The following is a 21,166-nucleotide window of genomic DNA, read 5'->3' as shown; positions in this document are numbered from 1 at the left end:
TAATCACGCCCTTTGAATTTCTTCTGCTAATAAAGTCTGTGCACGATGGGTTAAGTTCTCAATATCCTTTTCACTAAGTGGCTCTATTAGCCTCGCACCACCAGCATATTGGTACAAATCTTTTAGAATATCCTTCCATTCATTACTGTCCCATTGCTCCATTAAGCTCACAACGGATTGAGTTGTTGCTGTATGCTCATAAAATCTCGCTGCCTTTTGCAACACCATTTTTTGTACCCAACACATTGGTTCCATACCTTCCTCAGCCTCTCGAATAGTCTCTAACCATGCATCTACTGTTGCATGCTCAAATAAAGCTTCCGTTTGTTCGTCAATATGTTGCAAATGAAGCTCTACTACCGCCGCGCCATACTTCTTCCTATTGGCTGTAATCGCTTCTGCACATCTCTTCAATAATTCATTGGCGTGTACCACATTCGTACAATCCACCTCTATGGTGCTATAAACGACAGCAGAGGTAGAGATAAAATCAAGCTTAGTCGATGTTTTGGATAACGTCACATCATAAAAGCCTTTCATTCCTTGTTCTTTACGATGTCGACTTTGAATATTGCCTGGATAAACAATTGGAGGGTTTTGATGTAAAAGCTGTCGTTTATGAATATGGCCAAGCGCCCAATAATGATAGTTCTTTTCAAGTAACTGTTGCTTTGTAAAAGGGGCATACACATCATGTGTCGTATTGCCTGCCTCACTGCCATGAAGCATACCAATATGAATGGCATGCTGATCATGTGCAGTTGGATAGCTTTCAATAACGGATTCCTTTAAATGACGTTCAGGATAACTAAAACCATATATATTCACTTGTTGACCCCGTATTTTTAATTGAACTACACTCGTTTCAGCTGGTAATTCATAGACATTACTTGGTAAAGCAAAACGTGTCCATGTGCCATTTAAATGATCATGGTTTCCGTAGCTTACAATGACAGGGATATTGTGTTGAAAAAGCTTCTCCATTGCATCTTGAAATCTTCGTTGTGCTTGCAAGCTACGATTTTCACCATCATAAATATCTCCAACAATTAGTAAAAAATCAGGTTTTTCCTGAATCGCTTTAAGGATAATTTTATCAAACGCTTCAAAAGTGCTTGACCGTATTTTCTTTAAAATGGGTTCGGGTAGACCAAATAAGCCCTTAAATGGACTATCTAAATGTAAATCTGCCATATGGAAAAAACGAATTGCTGACATCCAATCACCTCAAATAGTAGATAATTCTCTCTTTAGTGCAAACCAAAGTAATAAAAAGTAATAATATGTTGATTAATCAAAACCGAATATTTGTTCTATTTTATCATAATTCATGTTTGATGAAAAATGCTATTACGGAAAAAAACAACATTGCCTTACTTTTTCCACAATTTTCGTAATTTATCAAAAAATTCACTAGTTTTACCGTGAAGTTTATAAATCTTCTATGTATAATAGAAATATATTCAAGTAAAAGGGTGGGGTCTGTATGGAGAATTATCGTTTTACAGCTTTTGAAAAAACAGGAGAAACGTTGTTTGATGAAACTTGGACTTTTGAAAATGATGAGGCTGCTAAACTAAATGGACAACAACAAGTTGAGGAAAAAGGTGTTGCCGATAAAACTCATCGTCTTGTAAACGCTTCTGGTAAATTAATTTTATTCCATGTTTAGTGGCTAATAAAAGGCACGTAGTCAATGGTTTGCTACGCGCCTTTTATTATTTTTATTTGCCTACAAAGACAGGCGTTCTTTTCTCTACAAATGCATGAATGCCCTCGACATGATCTGTTGTTTTACGCATTGCAGACTGGCCCTCAGCCTCTAATGCTAAGATATTTTCTAGCTGTGGCATATTTTGTGCATGTAGAATTTTTTTCGTTGTAATCATGGAAGAAATCGGGGATGCAAGCATTTTCCCCACCAGCTGATCTGCCATTGCAAATACAGTGCCCTCTGGTGCAATATAATCAATTAACCCTGCATCTAATGCTTCTTTTGCTGTTAATACCTTACCCTCCCATATCATTTGTTTCGCTCTAACAGTACCTACACGCTCCTTCATGAAGAAATGACCGCCACCATCTGGAATCAGTCCAATTCCAATAAAATTCATAGCAAGTTTACTATTTTCACAGGCTACAATAATATCTGCCCCTAGGGTTAGACTAAATCCTAAACCTGCTGATGCACCATGAACCGCTGCAATCACAATCATTGGTAGCTGATAATATGCCTTCACGATACGTGTCAGATAAACCATTGCCTCATCAATATTCAGTGGTTTGCTTTCATCTAGCATTGCTTTTATATCACCACCCGCAGAAAAGACCTTTCCTTCTCCGCGAATAACAAGCACCTGAATATCTTTTTCCTGTTGTAGAGCTTCAAAGCATTCTGCTAGTTCACGCATCATGACATCATCCATAGCATTCATCGCCTGCGGACGATTCAACGTTAACGTTGCGCGACGTTCTAATTTTTCTAAAGTAATTGTTGAAAATTCCATCTCTATAACCCCCAAATATGAATAGTCATTCACTATATAATTCGTGTTTTTTTAGAAAACTCCTTCTCTCTAAGCAAAAATGCTCCTTGTTATGCTATATTAAAGGACGAATATTGAGATAAAGGTGGTAACGTATTTTGACACAAAAAGACTATCGTGTATTACTTTATTATAAATATATTACGATTGAAGATCCTGAAACGTTCGCAGAAGAACATTTAGCATTGTGTAAAGAGATAGGGCTTCTTGGTCGTATTTTAGTAGGTTACGAAGGTATTAATGGAACTGTATCAGGTACCATTGAGCAAACAGATGCTTACATGAACCATATGAAGGCAGATGCTCGTTTTAGTGATATTATGTGGAAAATTGATGAGGTTGAAGGGCATACCTTTAGAAAAATGCATGTACGTCCTCGTAGAGAAATTGTTCACCTAGGTTTAGAACAGGATATCAATCCGTTAGAAATCACAGGTGATTATTTAACACCTAAAGAATTTATGAAACAGATGCAAGATGACAACACAGTAATCATCGATGCCCGTAATGACTATGAATATGATCTGGGTCATTTCCGAGGTGCTGTTCGACCAGATATCGAAAACTTCCGTGACCTACCTGCTTGGATGGAGGCACATAAAGAAGAGTTTGCCGATAAAAAAATCTTAACTTATTGTACAGGTGGTATCCGCTGCGAAAAATTCTCTGGTTGGCTAAAACGCGAGGGCTATGGTCAGAGCGTAGGTCAATTACACGGCGGTATTGCTACATATGCGAAAGATCCTGAAGTAAAAGGTCAATTATGGGATGGTCAAATGTTTGTTTTTGACCGCCGTCGAAGTGTACCGATTAATCAGGTGGAACATGTCATTGTTGGGAAGGATTATTTCACTGGGGAGCCTTCTGAACGATACACAAACTGTGCAAACCCAGCGTGTCATAAGCTAATGCTTTGTGAAGAAAAACATGAGGCATTTTACATGCGAAGCTGTTCAGATGATTGTCGCCGCGCAGAACGCAACTTTTTCGTGGAGGAAAACGGTTGGACAAAGGAACAAGTTGAAGAACAAATTGCTAAGATTACAGAGGTTCAAAAATCAAATTGTTAATCCCTTTTATAATTTAATCAAGGTAAGCATCACTGTGAGATTTCCGCTCAAAACTTCAGCATAGTGATCTACTTCAGCATTATCAATCCATTTAAAAAGAGCATCGTTCATCAAGACGATGCTCTTCATTATGCACTTTATCCTTGTCCTAAATAACGTCCTACCTGACGTCCACTAAATAAACAGCCACCAACAAATGTCCCTTCTAAAGCACGGTAGCCATGGACACCACCGCCACCGAAACCACTTACTTCACCAGCTGCATATAACCCAGGAATTGGCTGACCGTCCATGCCCAAAACAGCGCCATTTAAATTTGTTTGCAAGCCACCTAAAGTTTTCCTTGTTAGAATGTTTAAGCGAACAGCAATTAAAGGCCAATTTTTGGTATCTAAAATTTTATGTGGCTTGGCAACACGCACCCATTTATCGCCAATATAATTTCTTGCTCCATGAATAGCGTTTACTTGCAAATCCTTCGTAAACTTATTGTCCATTTCCCGATCTCTGGCCAAGATTTGCTCTTTAATCTTCATGAAATCAAGTAGCTCATTCCCAGCAAGTTTATTCATTACATCTACAAGTTCCTTTAGATCATGTGCAATCACAAAATCCTCTCCGTGATTTTTAAAAGCTTGGATAGGAGCAGGTGGGCCTGGTAAAATGCGTTTTAAAACGTCACCAATGCTTTTGTTTGTTAAATCTGGGTTTTGCTCTGAGCCAGATAAAGCAAATTCTTTCTCAATAATTTTCTCCGTTAAAATAAACCAGGAATAGTCATAACCTGTTTTTTGAATCGCCTCTAACGTACTGAGTGTATCAAACCCTGGAAAGTTGGGTGCATGAAAACGATTCCCCTCTGCGTCAAACCACAGGGAGGAGGGACCAGGCAATATCCGAATTCCATGGTTGGGCCATATCGGATCCCAATTTCTTAAACCCTCTGTGTAATGCCACATGCGATCACGGTTTACAATGCGTCCCCCAGCATGTTCCGTGATCTCTAGCATTCTTCCGTCAACGTAAGCTGGTACACCACATACCATATTTTTTGGAGGTGTCCCTAATCGAGTAGGCCAATTTTTTCTCACTAAATCAAAATTTGCCCCAATACCACCACTTGCTACAATCACAGCTTTCGCTTCGTAGGAAAATTCACCGATTCCTAATCTCGAACTTTTTTCACCTCGATTAATAAAGGTTTCAGCTAGCACCGTTCCGCTAATTCCTGTAATCTCACCTTCTTGCTGCACAAATTCATCCACACGATGTCTTGGCTTGAAGTCTATGAAGCCTTCTTTCATAGCCTGTTTTACTTTATCTACAAATGGCTTTACAATGCCAGGGCCTGTTCCCCAGACAATGTGAAATCTAGGTACTGAATTGCCATGCCCTCCTGCCAACGAGCCTCCCCGCTCTGCCCATCCAACAACTGGGAAAAACTTTATACCTTTTGACTTTAACCAGTCGTATTTTTCACCTGCAGCAAAATCGACATATGCTCTTGCCCATTTATATGCCCAAGAATCCTCGTCTTCTAAACGATCAAAGCCTGCAGTTCCTTGCCAATCCTGCCATGCAAGCTCCTTACTATCTTTAATTCCAAGCCTTCGTTGCTCTGGAGAATTTACTAAAAATATTCCACCAAAAGACCAATATGCCTGTCCTCCGATTGAATTTTCAGGCTCTTGATCTACTAAAAGAACTTTTTTCTTTGCATCGATTAATTCACAAGCTGCGACTAATCCTGCAAGACCAGCACCGACTATTGCAACATCGTACTTCATTCTTACACCCCCAAATCAATCATCCTTAACTAACATTCTTCTCTCACGGTCTGTTTACCTTCTACTTTTTATATTTTTGTCTAAATTGTGACAAACAAAAACGTTCGCTTTCTTAGAACAAATCCATGGATAATTAGCATAAAGCATCTATTTTATTCCATTTAATTCCCATATAATTTTCCATGCTAAACCTACACAGAAACTTGATACTGTCGGACTTTGCAAATATCGTTAGCGCTTTCATTGTACTTTCCAAAAAGACGAACAATAAATAAAAATAATATAAATAATGTTCGTTTTTAGTTATTTTTCAGACTTTTGAAGTCAGTATTTTTAAAGTTTTTAAGAAATATCGTTGACAAAGGTGAACAATAGGGATTATGATGTTAACAAATTTAATCACAAAAAATATAACGACGGAGACACACTAGTCGCAAGAAAATCCAAAGAGAGCTGATGGTTGGTGCAAATCAGTGATTTCTACGATAATAGTTCCACTCCTGAATAGATAGGCTGAACAACTTAAAAGTAAGCTTATCCGTCTCATGCACGTTACGCATATAGCTAAGACTGCCAGAATAAATTTTCCAGCAGTGATTAAGGGTGGTACCGCGAACCAAAGTTTATACAGCCTTTCGCCCCTTACAACACACTAATTGTGTTTGTAAGGCGTGGAAGGCTTTTTATATTGTTTTCGATTTAGAAAGGAGATTGTTTGTATGCTGTAAGATGTTCGAATTTTACAAATTTCAGACTGTCGTAGATAAAGCCATAACCAATTATGATAAAAAAGGAGCTAATTATAATGACTACTGCAACAAAAACAAGAACTATTAACGTATTTATCGCTGATCCACTAAGTGAGGATGGTATTTTCCCATTACGTCAGGAACAAGATTTAGATTTAAACATTATTGTAGACACAGGACTAGCACCAGAAGAATTAATCGCTAAAATTGCAGATGTAGATGTATTACTTGTTCGTTCTCAAACAACGGTAACACGTGAAGTAATTGAAGCAGCTAAAAGCTTAAAATTAATTGGTCGTGCGGGTGTTGGTGTCGATAATATTGACCTTGCTGCTGCTACAGAACATGGCATTATCGTGGTAAACGCACCAGATGGTAATACAAACTCAGCTGCTGAACATACAATTGCGATGATGACTTCACTTGCCCGTCATATTCCACAAGCTTTTAATACATTAAAAAATGGCAAATGGGATCGCAAATCTTATGTTGGCGTGGAGCTAAAAAATAAAACTTTAGGTGTTGTAGGTTTTGGTCGAATCGGTGTTGAAGTAGCTTATCGTGCAAAAGGTCAACGTATGAATGTTATGGCATACGACCCATTCCTAACAGATGAACGTGCTAAAGAATTAGGTGTAACAAAAGCAACAGTTGAAGAAATTTGTGTAGCTGCTGATTTCATTACAGTTCATACACCACTTCTACCTGAAACTCGCAACCTTATTAATAAAGATAAATTTGCGATGATGAAAGATGGCGTACGTATTATTAACTGTGCACGTGGCGGTATCATCAATGAAGACGATTTATACGATGCAATCGTAGCAGGAAAAGTGGCTGGGGCTGCTCTTGACGTATTTGTTTCTGAACCAGCAACAGATCATAAGCTACTGACTTTACCACAAGTTATCGCAACGCCTCACTTAGGAGCTTCTACAATCGAGGCACAAGAATCTGTAGCGGTTGACGTATCAAATGACATCATTAAATTTTACAAAACAGGTACTGTAACAAATCCAGTAAACATGCCATCTATTCCTAAAGAGCTTCTTGCACAAGTTGAGCCTTTCTTTGAATTAGCTGAAAAACTTGGTTCATTCCTATCACAAGTGACAACTGAGCCAGTCAAAGAAATCAACCTATCTTATGCAGGTGAAGTAGCAAACTATGATGTTCGTCCATTAACTTCAAATGCGTTAAAAGGTTTACTGTCTAAAAATCACGGTAATCATGTCAATGATGTGAATGCTCGTTACTTATCTGAACGTATTGGTATGAAAATTAATGAGCACAAAACAACAACAGCAAAAGGCTTTACAAGCTTAATTACTATTGAAATTACTACTGCTAACGAAACACATACTGTAGCGGGTACACTATTAAACGGTTTAGGTGCACGCATTGTAAAAGTAGAGGACTATGTTGTAGACGTCATTCCACAAGGCCACCTTCTTTACATTAAAAATACTGACAAACCAGGTGCAATTGGTCGTGTAGCAACAAAGCTTGCAGAAAAAGAAATTAATATCGCAACAATGCAGGTAGGTCGTGCACAGGTTGGTGGTACAGCGGTTATGATGTTAACGGTTGATAATGTTGTAACAGAAGAAGATTTAGTTTTTGTGGCACAGCTTGAAAACATTGATGAGGTAAAAGCCATTAACCTATAATTAATAACAGCAAGAAGCAGGGGGTCTCTACTCTCTGCTTTTTATTTTGGGAAAATGATACTTTTCTGTGGGTTCTTCGTCTTTAAAGAAAAGGAGGTGCACAGCTTGAACATAGAAGAAATATTTTACTTACATAATCACACCATTTTTAAATACTTATATTACTTACTAAATGACGAAAAATTAGCGGAGGATTATACACAGGAAACCTTTGTCCGTTATTTGAAACATCATCAAACAATAAAAGAAGGGGCTGATCTTGCTTGGTTACGGTGCACTGCGCGTAACCTTGCCTATGATCATTATCGTCGAAAAAGGATCATTCAGTTTGTTCCTTTTTTACAACAACATGAAGAACAAGTATCACCTTCTCCTCATCAATGGCTGATGCAACGAGAAGATGCCAAAATACTGTATCTTGCAATTAGAAAACTAAAAATTACCTATCGTGATGTGATTATTCTGCGCAAAATAGAGGGACTATCCATCGAGGAAACCTCCAATATTCTTGGCTGGAATGAGGGGAAAGTAAAAAACACATTAAAACGAGCACTCGTCGCATTAAAAAAACAGCTAGGAGGTGAGATGGATGAAGAATGATAAGAAGACATGGCAACACTTAGATGATTTAACGTTATCTGATCAGCAGGAAAAAGTAATATTACGCAATATGACAGAGCCTTCAGTAATTAATAAACAACTATCAAAAAATAAATGGAAAATCCCTTCTGTAACATTGCTTTTTATAGTAGTTCTTTCTTTTTTAGTTTTATCTTTTGTTCAACGTCCTAGTGATTCTCCTACGACAATGGATTCCTCCAAAGCCATCCAACGAGTCTACTTAAAGGAGAATCTGAACAAGGAAACCTTTATAGCAAAAGATTCTTGCCTTTATGTTCCTCAGCAATGCTATGCTCATTCAAAGGCTATTACACAGCTACAACAAAATTGGGACAACGCTTCTCCTATAACAATATCCGCTAGTCAATGGAAAAGTGGTATTAGCTATGATATTTTGATTCTCTACAATGACCATACACAAGAGAAATGGAAGGTACTCAATAACAAGATTTTCTTCAATGTTGAAACCCAGCAAGCCTTTCTGATTGAAGAATCAATTGACTCTTTACGCTATTTTTATGATGAGAAGCGGTCGACGAAACTGATTTTAGGGAACATTTTCATCCTACTTATGCATTTCATCCTATGGATTGCTAAAAAAAGAATGCCTTATACAGAACGTCGCTTTTTCGCTGCGACAGTTGAGCATGCCATTGCCAATGCCATCATGCTCGTATTGTTTGGAGGTATTTCATTTGGTATCTATCTTGTACAGCATACTATTCATGCAACAATTATTTATGGCCTTTTTTCACTCTACTCCTTTATGCAAATCTATTATCGTAAAAAGGCTGGCGAACCTCAGGGTTACTTAATTGCTAGCGCTCTTGTTCAGCTTTGTATAGCGGTAGCTTTTACATGTTTATACCTTGGACTGAATATCTATTTTTAATAAAAAAATGTACTGTCTCCATGAAGGATCAGTACATTTTTTATACTATAGCTTATTTACAAGCTCCAACAACGCTGTCAAAGAGTCCACCTCATAGGTAGGTGTCACAGCCCCGTTGGCGATATTGCTTTCACGATTAATCCATACATTGCGCATTCCCACACGAGATGAACCCAAAATATCAGTATTAAGATTGTCGCCAACCATAATTGCCTCGTCCGCTGTAATACCTGCTTTTTCCATCACATACTCAAAAATAGATGCGTCCGGCTTACCTTTACCAAAGTCACCTGAAATAATAATATGATCAAAATATGGGGCAATTTCTGGTGTGATTTCTAGCTTTAAATTTTGCAAACTTGGTGCGCCATTTGTAAGCAATACAAGCTGATATTTTCCTTTTAATTCGTCTAACACTGCAAAAGTATCTTCGTATAAAAATGGCGCTACTTTACGCTCGGCTACAAAGCGCTCTCCCAGTTCCTCTCCAAACGCTGTATCTTCAATACCTAGAGCAGCTAACCCTTTTGTCCAAGCCGCTGCACGATAGCTAGGCACAATTTCTTTCATTTTTTGGAAGGAATCCGTCGAGTCGTCAAACGTTCCCCATAGACCTTCAAATGGATTGATACCAATTAATACCGTATAATCATATGTTTCATAACTCTCATATAAAGCACGTGCCTCTCGGCGAACAGCTTCCTCTAGCTCAGCAGGATTCACATTATGTACTGTTGCTGCATAGTCACATGTTTTTTCAAATGCAGTTTTGACTGATTTTTTATCCCATAGTAGTGTATCATCTAAATCAAAAATAATTGTATTTATCGACATTTTTGTCCGCTCCTAGCTCCTGATTAATACTACTATTTTAGCATATTTTCAAAATATTTAGGATAACTAATTACGTACAATTCCTCTATCTAAAAACAAGCTGTGTGTCACTTTATCACAGCTTGTCATCTATTAATTATTTTTATTTCGTAAACGATTCATTAAACTATGAAGGTCTGCTCTTTTTTGTAGTGTTTCTTCTTGTAAAATTTCTATATGGTAAATACCATCTTTTTCTTCTATCTGAACACGATCACCTACTTGCACAGGCTTGTTCATGGCTGACTGTGAAATAATGAGTTGTTCCTCTTCTGCTGGAAACTTTAAAAAAACCGCATAGCCATCTTCAATACGATCCAATGTGTATTTACTCAAGCTCACTTACAAGTTCCCCTTTCTCATTGCGTAATTGCGCAGCATCTCCATCATTTAACCAAATTTGTTTAGTTGTCCATTTCAAATAATTTTGCCCTTCCCGCGCATTGGTTCCACTAGTAATATAAATCGTTTTCCCTGGCTGTAAAGAAAGATTAGGGAAATTATAAACTTGATGCCCTTCAATTGAAATAAGCTGCCAATCTTTTAAAGATACTGCGTGTTGTCCACTATTTTTAATTCCTACAGTTTCAGTAACTAGATCCTTGCTAACGATTTCAATAACTGTTGTCGGTTCTTCACCTTTAGATCGTATATTACCAGTTCCTACACTAGAAGTTTCCTTACCGTTCACCGTATAGTTTACCCCATCTGTTGACACCGTAATCGTTCCTAAATCCGCGGTGGCATAGATTTTACTACCAATAGCCTGCAAACGATCCATTACTTCTGCATGTGGATGTCCATACTTATTATCCTCTCCATAACTTAATATCGCGACCTCTGGTTTTACAGCCTGAACGAACTCATCTGAGCTACTTGTGTTAGAGCCATGATGTCCTGCTTTTAACACTGTTGCTTTCACATCATACTGCAACATTTCCTTTTCTAATGCCACTCCGGCATCTCCTGTCAATAAAAAAGAGACATTCCCATAAGTCATTTTTAAGACAATGGAGGCATCGTTATTATCTGTAGCCTGATCATTGGCATTTAAAACTTTCACATTTACATCCTTATCAAATTCGATATCATCACCGATTTTCGGCACATGATAAGGAATATTTTTTTCATCGATTTGTGTCAGCATCTCCTCAAAGGTTTGCGATGTATGTACTTTTCCCGAATCATAAAATTGCTCAGTCGTCATGTTATCTAATACAGGAATAAGTCCTCCAATATGATCAGCATCTGGGTGTGTTGCTACTACAATATCAAGCTTATTTATCCCAAGTTCTTTTAAATAAGAGACAATCTGTTGCCCTGCGCCCTTCACTCCCCCATCTATAAGCATCGTTTTACCACTTGGTGATTCAATCAGTATAGAATCACCCTGCCCTACATCAATAAAATGAACATGCATTTCATGACCAGCTGTTACAGGAATTTTCTCTGTCTTGACTGCCTCGGTACAGCCAGCTAATAAAAAAATACAAAGGAGTAATACCATTATTTTTTTCATCTACTAACTTCCTTTCTATTTTCCTATTATACAAAAAGAGAGCTAGCCATGGGCTGCTCTCCTTTTACTTTAAACAAATATCCACCATAAAATCATCGTAATAATAATGGTCACAAGCCCTTGGAGTAATGTGGCCACCGTTTGGGCTTTATAGGCTTGTGTTACTTCCATACCACTATACTGCGTAATCACCCAAAAGAAGCTATCATTCACATGGCTAACTGTCATTGCTCCTGCACCTATTGCCATCACCACTAATGCTAATGGTACCGCTCCATCAATTCCCAACGTCACAAGCATTGGGGCTACTAAAGTTGAGGTAATCACAAGAGCTGTTGTGGAAGAACCTTGAGCTGTTTTCAACGCGGCTGCTACTATAAACGGCACAAGAAGGAATAATGTACCTGAGGCAAACATACCTAAATCCATCTCCTGAAGCATTTCTCCAACACCAGCATTTTTTATAACAGTTCCGAACGAACCACCTGCCCCTGTTATAAGTAAAATTGGTGCTGCTTCTTTTAGACTTTCGCCAATCCAACCTGTTAATGTCGTTTCATTGATTTCAGGTAATAATAAAAAGGCTGCTGCTACACCTAAAAATAGTGCCACTGTTGGAGAACCTAAGAATTTAAAGATGGTATTGACAGTCGATTCCGTATCACCAACTAATGCTGCTATAGAACCCAAACCAATTAACACAATCGGCAGAACGATTGGTAAAAATGCTTTAAATGTTGAGGGCATTTTACCAAAGGATTTAATGACTTCCTCATAATCTAATGCCTCTACTTGATCTTCAGGAACGCGAATTTTTGTCGCCACTTTTACTGACCATAGATAGCCTACGAATGTCGCTGGTATTGCAACTAGTAAACCAATGACAATGACTGTTCCTATATAATCTGCTGCGCCAATATTTCCTGCCGCTGCAATAGGCCCTGGAGTTGGTGGTACTAATACATGCGTCGCAAATAACCCAGTTGCTAAAGCTACTGCCATAGATGCAATCGTGACATTCGCTCGCTTTGCCAATGATTTTTGCAAGCTAGATAAAATAATAAAGCCTGAATCACAGAATACTGGTATGGATACGATATAGCCAATTAAAGACATCGCTAATTGCGGACGTTTAGGTCCTACAATTCTTAACACTACTTCTGCCATTCGATAAGCAGCACCTGATTTTTCTAATATTAAGCCTATAATAGTACCAGCAATAATAACTAAACCAATACTTGTCATTAAGCCTCCAAATCCAGTATTAATGCTTTCCACTACTGTCAATAATGGCATACCTGAAGCAATTCCAACGAAGAAAGCGCTGATTAGTAAAGCTAAAAACGGATGAAGCTTTAACTTAGCCGTCCCTAAGACAACAAATAATACCCCTATTAATATAATAATGAACAACATCTAGTCATCCCCCTTTTGTAAGTAACGCTCTATTATTCTTCTTGTTTTTAACCGAATAAAGTGAGCAGGTTCTTGCATTGCCTGCTGCACACCAATCTCCTCATCTACCAATGACTCAACAACTGTAAAATACGCTTGTAATGCTGCATTTGCCTTTGTATCAATTCCTCCAGACAGCAGCATCGCCTCTACATTCGCTTGCTTTGCAGCCCTTGCTACACCTAATGGTGCCTTACCATGTAATGTTTGGAGATCCGATTTTCCTTCACCCGTTATCACTAACTGCGCTTCTGCTAAATGAGCCTGAAGCTGTACAGCGTCCAGCACAAGATCAATTCCTGCATGGAAGGTTCCTTTTAAAAAAGCGATTAATGCGCCCCCCATTCCCCCAGCGGCTCCCGCACCTTTATAATCATGTAATCGTATAGTAAATTGAGCTTCAACAATATCTGCAAAATGCTTTAAACAACGATCAAATTCAGCGACCTGGTGTTTTTGAACACCCTTTTGTGGACCAAAGATGGCAGTGGCTCCTCGTTCACCAATAAGCGGATTATCCACATCACAGGCAATCGTAAATGTTGCTTCTGCTAATCTAGTATCTAGTAGACTCATATCTATGACATCTAATTCCATAAGGTTAGAAACACCAGCCTCAAGTTCCAACCCTTCCGCTGTTAATAATCGCACACCTAATGCTTGTAACATACCAGTACCCGCATCATTTGTAGCACTTCCACCAATGCCAATAATAAATTTTCTAAAACCTTGATCAAGTGCGGCTTTAATTAATTGTCCTGTGCCATAAGATGTAGCTAGTTCAGGATTTTTCTCATTTTCTTGTAACAGCATAATACCAGATGCTTGAGCCATCTCTATTACACAGGTTACTTGATCGCCCAGTACACCATATTGAGCCTGGATAGCTCTTCCCAATGGATCAAGCACAGTTGCTGAGCAATATCGACCATCTGTAGAGGTAATAAGTGATTGCAGTGTACCTTCACCACCATCTGCCACTGGTAGTATAATTGTTTCAATTGAATGATCCACATCTAAGATTCCTTTTTGCATTGCCTTTGCTACTTCGACTGCTGACAGAGTACCCTTGTAGGAATCTGGACTAATTATAACTTTCATGTTATACCTCCACTTATGTCCTCCATTGACATTTACGTAAATTTTCATATCCCTAAGTTAAGCGCTTACAATTATTATAATGACAATAAATTCAGAAAACATTATAATAGGTGTACAATTTATCTGTCATATAACAGGCTGTTTTTTATGCGAGGTGTATAAACATGTTGACAAAAAAGTTAGCAGAAGACATCGTCCATCAAACGATGTTGCGCTTGCGTCACAATATTAATGTTATCAGTCCAAGTGGAGTCATTTTAGCTTCCGGAGATAAAATGAGGGTGGAAAATATTCATGAAGGTGCATTATATGTAGCACAGACAAAAGAGACTTTAATTATAAATGAGGAAAATATAGCACTTTATCCAAACACAAAACCAGGCATCAATATGCCGATTATGTATCAAGATGAGGTTGTAGGTATTATAGGTATTACAGGAGATTCAGAGGATATGCTTGAAATTGCTAATCTCGTTCAACTCACAACAGAGATTATGGCCCATCAAGCGATTGTTGAATCTAAAAGTGAATGGCAACGAAAGAATAACGATTACATATTTGAAGCACTCGTTCATGGAAGTAAGCTAGACGGTGCCTTAAATGAACGGATTCAGAAATTACCATTTGCTCTATTGGGCCCTTTTCAGGTGATTTTAGTGAGCTTAAATGAAGCATCCTACGCAGAAAATACAATACCCTTCTTTTTTGAGGATCTATTTTACAAACAGCCTATTCTTGCTGGTCATAGCCAATTACAGGAATACTATATCCTACTAACAAATTATGGGGAGAAAAATTGCCGTCCTATTATAAAAGCACTGCGTAAGCAGAAGCAGAAACTTCCCTCCCTTCAAATTGGTGTAGGGCCTGTGGTACAGCATTTATCTCAGCTTCCCTATAGCTACCAAGGTGCCAGAACAGCTCTAAAATTTGCTGCCATCCATAATGAATTGACTTTTTTTGAAGATGTCGAGTTATTTTCCCTTTTTAAACCTCGTGAATCAGAGGAGGTACAAGCATTTCACTGTCGTATACTAAAAAATTTAGACACTAAACAATTGGAAACATTACAATCGTTTTTTGACTGTAATTTACAGCTAAAGCATTGTGCTCAGCAATTGAATATTCATCGACATACACTTACTTATCGTTTAAATAAAATAAGGGAATTAACAGGCTATGATCCGCAATACTTTGAGGATGCTGTTCTGCTAAAAATGGCCTGTACATTGCGAACACTACAAACAATGAAGGCAATCTGAACATAGCAGATTGCCTTTATCATTAAGCCTTATATAATTCATTTAAAAATTCAATTTTCTTCCCAATAGCCTCTTCAAAGGTCATGATATAGGCAGCAGGATCTTTCGGATTATGGAATTGTGTAATTCTCCCTGTTTCGGGATGAACAAATTTTGAGGATGCCCCACAGCCAATTCCTAAGATTGTCTGCACTTCTTCCATAATCACGATATTATAAATACTTTCTTCTCCCGCTTTACTATAGCCGACATTTTCTAAATTACCTAAAATATTTTTCTGACGATATAAATAGTATGGAACATAATCATTTTCTTTTGTCCAAATTTGTGCCATTTCCATCATTTCAGCTACCGTATCACGGTCGGCTACTTTGTATTTATCCTTATTACGTGTCATCTCTGACGCACGTTTAAAGGATAGCGTATGAACAGTTAAAGACTCTGGCTGCATCTTTGCCGATTCCTCTAATGAATGTTGGAATTCCTCAATCCCTTCATTGGGTAGCCCAATGATAAGATCCATATTGATATTGTTCATACCTGATTCTCTTGCAAGCCAAAACTTATCAATTGTTTCCTGGACTGTGTGATGACGACCAATTGCTTTTAATGTTTCATCAGTATAAGATTGTGGATTTACACTAATACGATCAATACCCCATTTTTTTAGTACTTCTAATTTTTCTGGTGTGATGGTATCAGGTCTTCCTGCTTCAACTGTCACCTCTCGAATTGTTTCAGGGTTAGGAAATGATTCATACATCGTTTGATATAAGGCATCCATTTCATCGGCCTCAATTGAAGTCGGTGTACCACCACCCCAATAAATGGAGGTGATTTTCATATTATTGTCCTTCAGCCATTTGCCCATTTCACGCAATTCAATATGCAAGCCATCTAAAAAAGTCGTAACACGTCCCTGCTTACGATTGCTACCAATCGCATAGGCTGGGAAAGTGCAATATGCACATTTGGTAGGGCAGAATGGAATACCAATATAAACACTGATTTCTTGTCCAATCGCATCAAGATCAGGAATGGTCACTAGTTGTCGGTCCACAATTTCCTTTAATAGTCCAACTTTCTCCTTTGATAAGCGGAAATCTCGAATTAATAGATCAGCAATTTCTTGCTCACTCTTACCTTCTTTTCTAAATTTATGATACAGCTTTGTCGGGCGTACACCCGTTAAAATCCCCCATTGTTGATGCACCCCAGTATGCTGTTCAAGAACATCTAAAAATACATGTGACAATGCACGTTTTATACGAATATTTAGCTCACGATCTGTTGCTGGGGATTCATATTGAATACGATACTCATTCGTGTATTGCTTACCATCTACAATCAAATTTGCTTTTGTAGAAACGGAAAAATCATCTCCAGTCTGATAGTCAAATGAAGCAGACATGTCTGCTCCCATTGGTTCAACTTTCAGCTTGGAATCCTCAAAAAATAAATTCGCAATATGATTTAATACGCGAATCCAATCTTCAGGATATTTTTGATCTATATGAATAATTTTCATTTCGTTTCGCTCTCTTCTTTTATATATTGCAAATTTAAGTTTAACAAATTTCTATGACTATAAGCAAAATAACAATTAGAATCTATAAAATAACAGAATATTCAGTTTAAATATAGACAAACTATTTTTTTGTCATTATAATTTTCAGAAAAGGTGGTGTCGAGAATGTTTATTTTAAAAAATGACAATTATAAACCTGTTTCGAGCTTTATTCCTCAAGTAGAAGTAGCATTCCACCATTTTGATTTAGAGCGCTGTGATGAAAAAACATTATATGTCACGGTAAAACTTAAATACGGCACACATAAAGTACTTTGTGATTTTATTTTTATTATTGACCAACAAGAAATCTATGGCGCTATTTCAATTAACAAGCATTATGAAAAGACAAGGGTATTTATTCAACACCATTTTCAGCAATTTTTATTGTATTCAGATGAAATGGTATTAGCTAAAAACTTTATGAGTACAAAACCCTTTAAACAATGTCTCCAACAATTTGCGAAAAAATATCCAGCCTTTATTTCCTCAAAGAACCATTACACTCTAGCAATGGCTGAGTAACCACAAATAAAAATAGTATGCCAAGCATTGTTGGCATACTATTTTCTTAATCATTTTAAATATTCATCCACAAATTCAACAGGTACATATGTCTTTGTTTCTTTTAAGGTCGGTGCGACTGTTAGTGTACGTAATGCCTTATTATAGCCAAATGTCTTTTCACCGCGAGTAATTGTGTAAGACATATTCCCTTTTGAAAGGATTGCCCCCTTGCCTGTAGAATCCACTTTGAAGCCAAGCTTTTCAGCGATCACACGTATTGGCACCATTTTTGTACCAGCTACTTCGTAAGAATCGGATGCAATAATATTATCAATTTCTTCAAGTATTGGATTCTTAGTAGTGGAGGAATCATCGTCCAGTACAATTACTTTAGATGGTGTTGTTTGAGCTGGAATACTTTTAGTAGAGGCTGTATAGAAAACAACTAGATGCTTCTCTGCTAAATCTTTAGCGTCTACCTTTACACCTTTTTCATTGAGTAGCACTGTTTCTTTCGCAATATTTAATTTTAAAATATCATACGTATTAGTTAAATCTTCCAAGAAATAATCCACTTCTACAAAACCAACCTCTTCTGTTTCAACGATGACAACCTCTGGATCGAATTGTGGTGGATAAATATATTTTTGCGGTTTGTTAGCAAATGTATAAGCTAATACTCTATCTCCCTTTTGAAGCTCCACTTTCTTCCCAGTATTGTCGAACACGAGCGTATCTTTAGTAATTTCTAATACATTTGTTTGCTCGCCTTCTTTTACTGTGTAATATGTAATATTTTCCCCAACACGAACATCTTCCACAGTACCACGAGTATCATTAAAAATGTGTACGGGATCAATTTGTATTTGTGGTACCTCTGCTTCTGTAGATTGCTGCTCATTTGCTGAAGCTACCGGTACAAGGGCACTTCCAAATAATAATGCAGACATAGCTGCAGGTGCTATTTTTTTCATGTTCATAAAATCTCTCCTTATTGTTTGGATTCATAGTAGTAGTAGTTTTAAAATGGGAAAAGTTTCAGTGCAAACAGAGGATTTTATGAGAAAGAGGTGGCAGTAGATACTGCCACCTCTTATTCCTAGTCTTTAACAATCTCACTCAAACCAGTAATATCGATGCCATTTAAAGCTTGAGTAGCAAGGCGGTCCGCTTCCGAATTATCCTTACGTGAAACAAGCTGGTATTCAGCTTGAATGTGAAGTTGCTCAAGCTTAGCATCAATTTTATCTGCCCAGCTTGCAAGTTCTTTTTCCAATGCTGGCCATTCCCCATTCAGCTGATTGATGACCACTTGTGAATCTCCTATAATACGCACAGGCAAATGGTGGACATTTAAAAGTTCAAGCTCTACTAAGGCTAAATAAAGCGCTGCATACTCTGCCTCGTTATTTGATTTCAATTCAGATGAAAAGGCATTTCTTCTCAATCGTAAAGGTTTACCATTTTGTTCATAATAAATAACGCAGCCGAGTCCTGCTTGTCTTGTCCCACGATCAAAACCTCCATCAAAATAGACCGTAATATTATGAGGCTCTGTATCAATTTCCTTTAAATATGCTTTTAGCTCTTTAAGTGACCAATTTGTATCTTGCCGATCAATATAATGTAGGGATTTTACCCTTCCCGTTCTTTCCATATCCTCTGCAAGTAAAAGTGCTTGAGCTGCAGGCATTTCAGCTGAACGTAAAACTGTTGTTGCTCCTTTTGGTGTTTTATAGGTCCATTCAATGATGACATGCATATTCATAACCTCCAATACTCTTTAACTGGTCCATAAAGCAAAAACGTGTACCGACCAATAGCGGATACACGTTTTCCTCTTACTTGTTATATGTGCAATTCCTAGAAAAATTATTCCTTTTTAAATTGCGATTATCACCTTTTATTGAATTCCTTCATATAAACCTTGGATAGGTTTTATTAAAATGCGATTTACTTCTTCGATTACTTTACTTACCTTCATTTCTGCCTCAAGCATCGTTGAAATTTTTTCATTTTGCTGTGCTAGCTGTGCCGCTTTTTGTGCATAGACAAGCTCATCTTCCAAAATATCCTCACCAGCTAATTGCTTTTTCTGTAATTCGATTTGGATTTTACGGAAGTTTTTAAAGACATTTAATGCCTTTTCATCATTTTTAACAACTTCAACAGCAGCTTTTAACGCTTCAAATTCTGGAATCTTACGGAAAGTTGCTTCTAGCGCATTAATGTCATTATAAATATTAATCATTCATACAATCTCCTTTTAAATAAAGTAAACAATCAAGCCTTGCACAATCCCAATCAATCCACCAAGCACTGCACCTAATACAGTAATCATTTTAAACTCACGTTTTGAAATACCTAATACAAGCTCCTCTAACTTCTCTACTGGGAATGAGTCAACCTGCTCTCGCACAACCTCTTGTAAGTTTAAACGTTTTAGTACATCCTCAAGTTTTTCCTCTGCCTTCACAAAAGCCTTTTCTATAACTTGTGGAATCACGGTATACTTCGCCCAGTCATTTCCTTCTGGCCAATAATAAGAAATCGGTTGATTTAAACGTTCAGAGATTGCTAATTGTTCTTTCACGTACACTTGTAATTTCGATAAAATGGGGTCAAATTGAACATCTTGCAAAAAGTCCATAGCTGGTCGATCTTTGAGTTTTTCCCATTCCTGTGAAAATATTTTTGTTAGTAATGTTGTTGTTCCTGGTGCTTGTAAAAACTTCACAAGTTCACGTTGAACTTTCCCAACTAATGAAGAGGAATCACCTAAGAACATATTGATCATGCCGCCTAGAGACCCTTTTGATGATAAAAAGTCATCAATCATTGCCTTAATCGTCATTTCACCTTCTGGTGATAAAAAATAATCCTCGCCTTTTTCTAAAATATGCTGAACTGCTACTGGAATTTTAGCATCAATTGTATTTTGGATATCGTCTGATAGCAGCGTACGAATTGATTTTGTTGATAGTGTATTCTTTACCGACGAAAATTGTCCCTCAACAATTGCTTCAACCTTCTGTTCAATGGTAGTAGGTAAATGCGAAAACCCAGCTAAGTTTAGCCAATCCTGAATTGTTTTGTCGTTTGTAAAGATTGTTTCTTCAACTTTTGTTTGCACAAAGTGTTCTACTTTGTCTTGAATATCCTTAGAGAAAAACTTTTTTCTAAATGTTTCAGGCGTTAGTAAATAATTTACTACAGTAAGGCCCAGCTGTTTCGCTAATTCATCACGGCGTTTGGGTATAAGGCCTGGTGTAAACGGTACACGCCAATTTTTAATATATATCGCTTTATATGGACGAAAAAGCATTTTAATGGCTAAGTGATTTGTAACGCCCCCAATTGCAGCCCCAATGATAGCCATAAAAAGTAATGCCACTATAAAATTATCCATTAGTATCCTCTCATTTCAATTGTATTCAAGATTGGCGTATTTTGTCGCCTTCTGCATTCATTATAGCAGAGCAATGATTTTCAACGAAAGAAATACCCCTTTAGAATTTCAATTTCATCCTACTTACTTCTATGAAAA

At 37.5% G+C, this 21,166-nt stretch carries 21 protein-coding genes and 1 other annotated feature; of the genes, 7 read left to right on the top strand and 14 right to left on the bottom strand.

The genetic code is table 11. The features are described 5' to 3' along the window. Positions 1-3: 3 nt before the first annotated feature. A complete protein-coding gene (locus HCH28_RS12085) occupies positions 4-1,218 on the bottom strand; it encodes a metallophosphoesterase family protein (RefSeq protein WP_221681146.1) in 1,215 nt (404 codons plus the stop codon). Positions 1,219-1,486: 268 nt separating this feature from the next. Between HCH28_RS12085 and HCH28_RS12080 the strand changes: the two genes are divergently transcribed. Further along, on the top strand, positions 1,487-1,672 hold the full coding sequence (locus HCH28_RS12080) for a YhzD family protein (protein ID WP_004230778.1): 186 nt from the start codon (positions 1,487-1,489) through the stop codon (positions 1,670-1,672). A gap of 52 nt (positions 1,673-1,724) precedes the next feature. On the opposite strand, the gene HCH28_RS12075 is transcribed toward HCH28_RS12080, so the two are convergent. Beyond that, on the bottom strand, positions 1,725-2,507 hold the full coding sequence (locus HCH28_RS12075) for an enoyl-CoA hydratase (RefSeq protein ID WP_004230780.1): 783 nt from the start codon (positions 2,505-2,507) through the stop codon (positions 1,725-1,727). A gap of 137 nt (positions 2,508-2,644) precedes the next feature. Between HCH28_RS12075 and trhO the strand changes: the two genes are divergently transcribed. Then, positions 2,645-3,616 (top strand): oxygen-dependent tRNA uridine(34) hydroxylase TrhO, encoded by a 972-nt coding sequence (gene trhO / locus HCH28_RS12070; RefSeq protein WP_221681145.1) that lies wholly within the window; start codon positions 2,645-2,647, stop codon positions 3,614-3,616. A gap of 6 nt (positions 3,617-3,622) precedes the next feature. On the opposite strand, the gene HCH28_RS25020 is transcribed toward trhO, so the two are convergent. Together HCH28_RS25020 and HCH28_RS12065 are read right to left on the bottom strand one after the other, a co-directional pair. Continuing rightward, the gene (locus HCH28_RS25020; protein ID WP_255601252.1) at positions 3,623-3,745 is read right to left on the bottom strand and encodes a hypothetical protein; all 123 of its coding nucleotides are present in this window, start codon (positions 3,743-3,745) and stop codon (positions 3,623-3,625) included. An 8-nt stretch (positions 3,746-3,753) separates the two neighbouring features. Further along, positions 3,754-5,403 (bottom strand): FAD-binding dehydrogenase, encoded by a 1,650-nt coding sequence (locus tag HCH28_RS12065; RefSeq protein ID WP_221681144.1) that lies wholly within the window; start codon positions 5,401-5,403, stop codon positions 3,754-3,756. 404 nt (positions 5,404-5,807) lie between these two features. Continuing rightward, positions 5,808-6,049, top strand: a binding site (T-box leader). 159 nt (positions 6,050-6,208) lie between these two features. Here HCH28_RS12065 and serA point away from each other — a divergent pair. The 3 genes from serA (at position 6,209) to HCH28_RS12050 (ending at position 9,335) form a co-directional block, all read left to right on the top strand. Beyond that, the gene (gene serA / locus HCH28_RS12060) at positions 6,209-7,822 is read left to right on the top strand and encodes a phosphoglycerate dehydrogenase (RefSeq protein ID WP_009373435.1); all 1,614 of its coding nucleotides are present in this window, start codon (positions 6,209-6,211) and stop codon (positions 7,820-7,822) included. A gap of 105 nt (positions 7,823-7,927) precedes the next feature. Next, positions 7,928-8,422: an RNA polymerase sigma factor gene (locus HCH28_RS12055; RefSeq protein WP_004230787.1), complete on the top strand. Its 495-nt coding sequence runs from the start codon at positions 7,928-7,930 to the stop codon at positions 8,420-8,422. Further along, entirely contained in the window at positions 8,412-9,335 is a 924-nt protein-coding gene (locus HCH28_RS12050) for a hypothetical protein (RefSeq protein WP_221681143.1), read from the top strand. Before HCH28_RS12055 ends, HCH28_RS12050 begins: the two co-directional genes overlap by 11 nt. 45 nt (positions 9,336-9,380) lie before the next feature. Here the strand turns inward: HCH28_RS12050 and HCH28_RS12045 are convergent, their stop codons facing one another. The 5 genes from HCH28_RS12045 to HCH28_RS12025 all read right to left on the bottom strand — a co-directional run bounded on the left by HCH28_RS12045 (position 9,381) and on the right by HCH28_RS12025 (position 14,283). Beyond that, complete coding sequence (locus HCH28_RS12045; protein ID WP_221681142.1) at positions 9,381-10,169, bottom strand: HAD family hydrolase; 789 nt, start codon at positions 10,167-10,169, stop codon at positions 9,381-9,383. Positions 10,170-10,301: 132 nt separating this feature from the next. Continuing rightward, a complete protein-coding gene (locus HCH28_RS12040; protein WP_221681141.1) occupies positions 10,302-10,550 on the bottom strand; it encodes a DUF3006 domain-containing protein in 249 nt (82 codons plus the stop codon). Beyond that, positions 10,537-11,727, bottom strand: a complete 1,191-nt coding sequence (locus HCH28_RS12035; protein ID WP_221681140.1) for an MBL fold metallo-hydrolase — start codon at positions 11,725-11,727, stop codon at positions 10,537-10,539. Before HCH28_RS12035 ends, HCH28_RS12040 begins: the two co-directional genes overlap by 14 nt. A gap of 69 nt (positions 11,728-11,796) precedes the next feature. Next, positions 11,797-13,143 (bottom strand): GntP family permease, encoded by a 1,347-nt coding sequence (locus HCH28_RS12030; RefSeq protein WP_221681139.1) that lies wholly within the window; start codon positions 13,141-13,143, stop codon positions 11,797-11,799. After that, positions 13,144-14,283 (bottom strand): glycerate kinase, encoded by a 1,140-nt coding sequence (locus tag HCH28_RS12025; protein WP_221681138.1) that lies wholly within the window; start codon positions 14,281-14,283, stop codon positions 13,144-13,146. It abuts the gene before it with no gap. A gap of 164 nt (positions 14,284-14,447) precedes the next feature. Between HCH28_RS12025 and HCH28_RS12020 the strand changes: the two genes are divergently transcribed. Continuing rightward, the gene (locus tag HCH28_RS12020; protein WP_221681137.1) at positions 14,448-15,545 is read left to right on the top strand and encodes a CdaR family transcriptional regulator; all 1,098 of its coding nucleotides are present in this window, start codon (positions 14,448-14,450) and stop codon (positions 15,543-15,545) included. A 22-nt stretch (positions 15,546-15,567) separates the two neighbouring features. On the opposite strand, the gene HCH28_RS12015 is transcribed toward HCH28_RS12020, so the two are convergent. After that, positions 15,568-17,073: a coproporphyrinogen III oxidase gene (locus HCH28_RS12015; protein WP_221681136.1), complete on the bottom strand. Its 1,506-nt coding sequence runs from the start codon at positions 17,071-17,073 to the stop codon at positions 15,568-15,570. A gap of 165 nt (positions 17,074-17,238) precedes the next feature. Here HCH28_RS12015 and HCH28_RS12010 point away from each other — a divergent pair, with 165 nt between their 5' ends. Further along, positions 17,239-17,637 (top strand): hypothetical protein, encoded by a 399-nt coding sequence (locus HCH28_RS12010; RefSeq protein WP_221681135.1) that lies wholly within the window; start codon positions 17,239-17,241, stop codon positions 17,635-17,637. A 50-nt stretch (positions 17,638-17,687) separates the two neighbouring features. On the opposite strand, the gene HCH28_RS12005 is transcribed toward HCH28_RS12010, so the two are convergent. From HCH28_RS12005 to HCH28_RS11990, 4 genes are all read right to left on the bottom strand, one after another. Next, a complete protein-coding gene (locus tag HCH28_RS12005; protein WP_221681134.1) occupies positions 17,688-18,599 on the bottom strand; it encodes a stalk domain-containing protein in 912 nt (303 codons plus the stop codon). Between the two features lie 119 nt (positions 18,600-18,718). Beyond that, positions 18,719-19,381, bottom strand: coding sequence for a ribonuclease H family protein (locus HCH28_RS12000; protein WP_221681133.1), 663 nt, complete (start codon positions 19,379-19,381; stop codon positions 18,719-18,721). A 141-nt stretch (positions 19,382-19,522) separates the two neighbouring features. Beyond that, positions 19,523-19,870 carry a YlbF family regulator gene (locus tag HCH28_RS11995; RefSeq protein WP_221681132.1) on the bottom strand — a complete coding sequence of 116 codons (348 nt, stop codon included), beginning with the start codon at positions 19,868-19,870 and terminating at the stop codon, positions 19,523-19,525. A gap of 15 nt (positions 19,871-19,885) precedes the next feature. Next, a complete protein-coding gene (locus HCH28_RS11990; RefSeq protein WP_221681131.1) occupies positions 19,886-21,028 on the bottom strand; it encodes a DUF445 domain-containing protein in 1,143 nt (380 codons plus the stop codon). Positions 21,029-21,166: the final 138 nt, after the last annotated feature.

Origin of the sequence: Lysinibacillus sp. K60 (assembly GCF_019731275.1) — a bacterium.
GTDB classification, from domain to species: Bacteria; Bacillota; Bacilli; order Bacillales_A; family Planococcaceae; genus Lysinibacillus; species Lysinibacillus capsici.
This window is presented reverse-complemented; position numbering and strand designations above follow the sequence as displayed.

Bases quoted from the DNA above. Each gene is read 5' to 3' on its own strand.
- HCH28_RS12065 (WP_221681144.1), bottom strand. From the start codon at position 5,403: ATGAAGTACGATGTTGCAATAGTCGGTGCTGGTCTTGCAGGATTAGTC.
- HCH28_RS12030 (WP_221681139.1), bottom strand. From the start codon at position 13,143: ATGTTGTTCATTATTATATTAATAGGGGTATTATTTGTTGTCTTAGGG.
- HCH28_RS12005 (WP_221681134.1), bottom strand. From the start codon at position 18,599: ATGAACATGAAAAAAATAGCACCTGCAGCTATGTCTGCATTATTATTT.
- HCH28_RS12080 (WP_004230778.1), top strand. From the start codon at position 1,487: ATGGAGAATTATCGTTTTACAGCTTTTGAAAAAACAGGAGAAACGTTG.
- HCH28_RS12025 (WP_221681138.1), bottom strand. From the start codon at position 14,283: ATGAAAGTTATAATTAGTCCAGATTCCTACAAGGGTACTCTGTCAGCA.
- HCH28_RS11990 (WP_221681131.1), bottom strand. From the start codon at position 21,028: ATGGATAATTTTATAGTGGCATTACTTTTTATGGCTATCATTGGGGCT.
- serA (WP_009373435.1), top strand. From the start codon at position 6,209: ATGACTACTGCAACAAAAACAAGAACTATTAACGTATTTATCGCTGAT.
- HCH28_RS12085 (WP_221681146.1), bottom strand. From the start codon at position 1,218: ATGTCAGCAATTCGTTTTTTCCATATGGCAGATTTACATTTAGATAGT.
- HCH28_RS12015 (WP_221681136.1), bottom strand. From the start codon at position 17,073: ATGAAAATTATTCATATAGATCAAAAATATCCTGAAGATTGGATTCGC.
- HCH28_RS12045 (WP_221681142.1), bottom strand. From the start codon at position 10,169: ATGTCGATAAATACAATTATTTTTGATTTAGATGATACACTACTATGG.
- HCH28_RS25020 (WP_255601252.1), bottom strand. From the start codon at position 3,745: ATGAAGAGCATCGTCTTGATGAACGATGCTCTTTTTAAATGGATTGAT.
- HCH28_RS12075 (WP_004230780.1), bottom strand. From the start codon at position 2,507: ATGGAATTTTCAACAATTACTTTAGAAAAATTAGAACGTCGCGCAACG.
- HCH28_RS12010 (WP_221681135.1), top strand. From the start codon at position 17,239: ATGTTTATTTTAAAAAATGACAATTATAAACCTGTTTCGAGCTTTATT.
- HCH28_RS12000 (WP_221681133.1), bottom strand. From the start codon at position 19,381: ATGCATGTCATCATTGAATGGACCTATAAAACACCAAAAGGAGCAACA.
- HCH28_RS12020 (WP_221681137.1), top strand. From the start codon at position 14,448: ATGTTGACAAAAAAGTTAGCAGAAGACATCGTCCATCAAACGATGTTG.
- HCH28_RS12050 (WP_221681143.1), top strand. From the start codon at position 8,412: ATGAAGAATGATAAGAAGACATGGCAACACTTAGATGATTTAACGTTA.
- HCH28_RS11995 (WP_221681132.1), bottom strand. From the start codon at position 19,870: ATGATTAATATTTATAATGACATTAATGCGCTAGAAGCAACTTTCCGT.
- HCH28_RS12035 (WP_221681140.1), bottom strand. From the start codon at position 11,727: ATGAAAAAAATAATGGTATTACTCCTTTGTATTTTTTTATTAGCTGGC.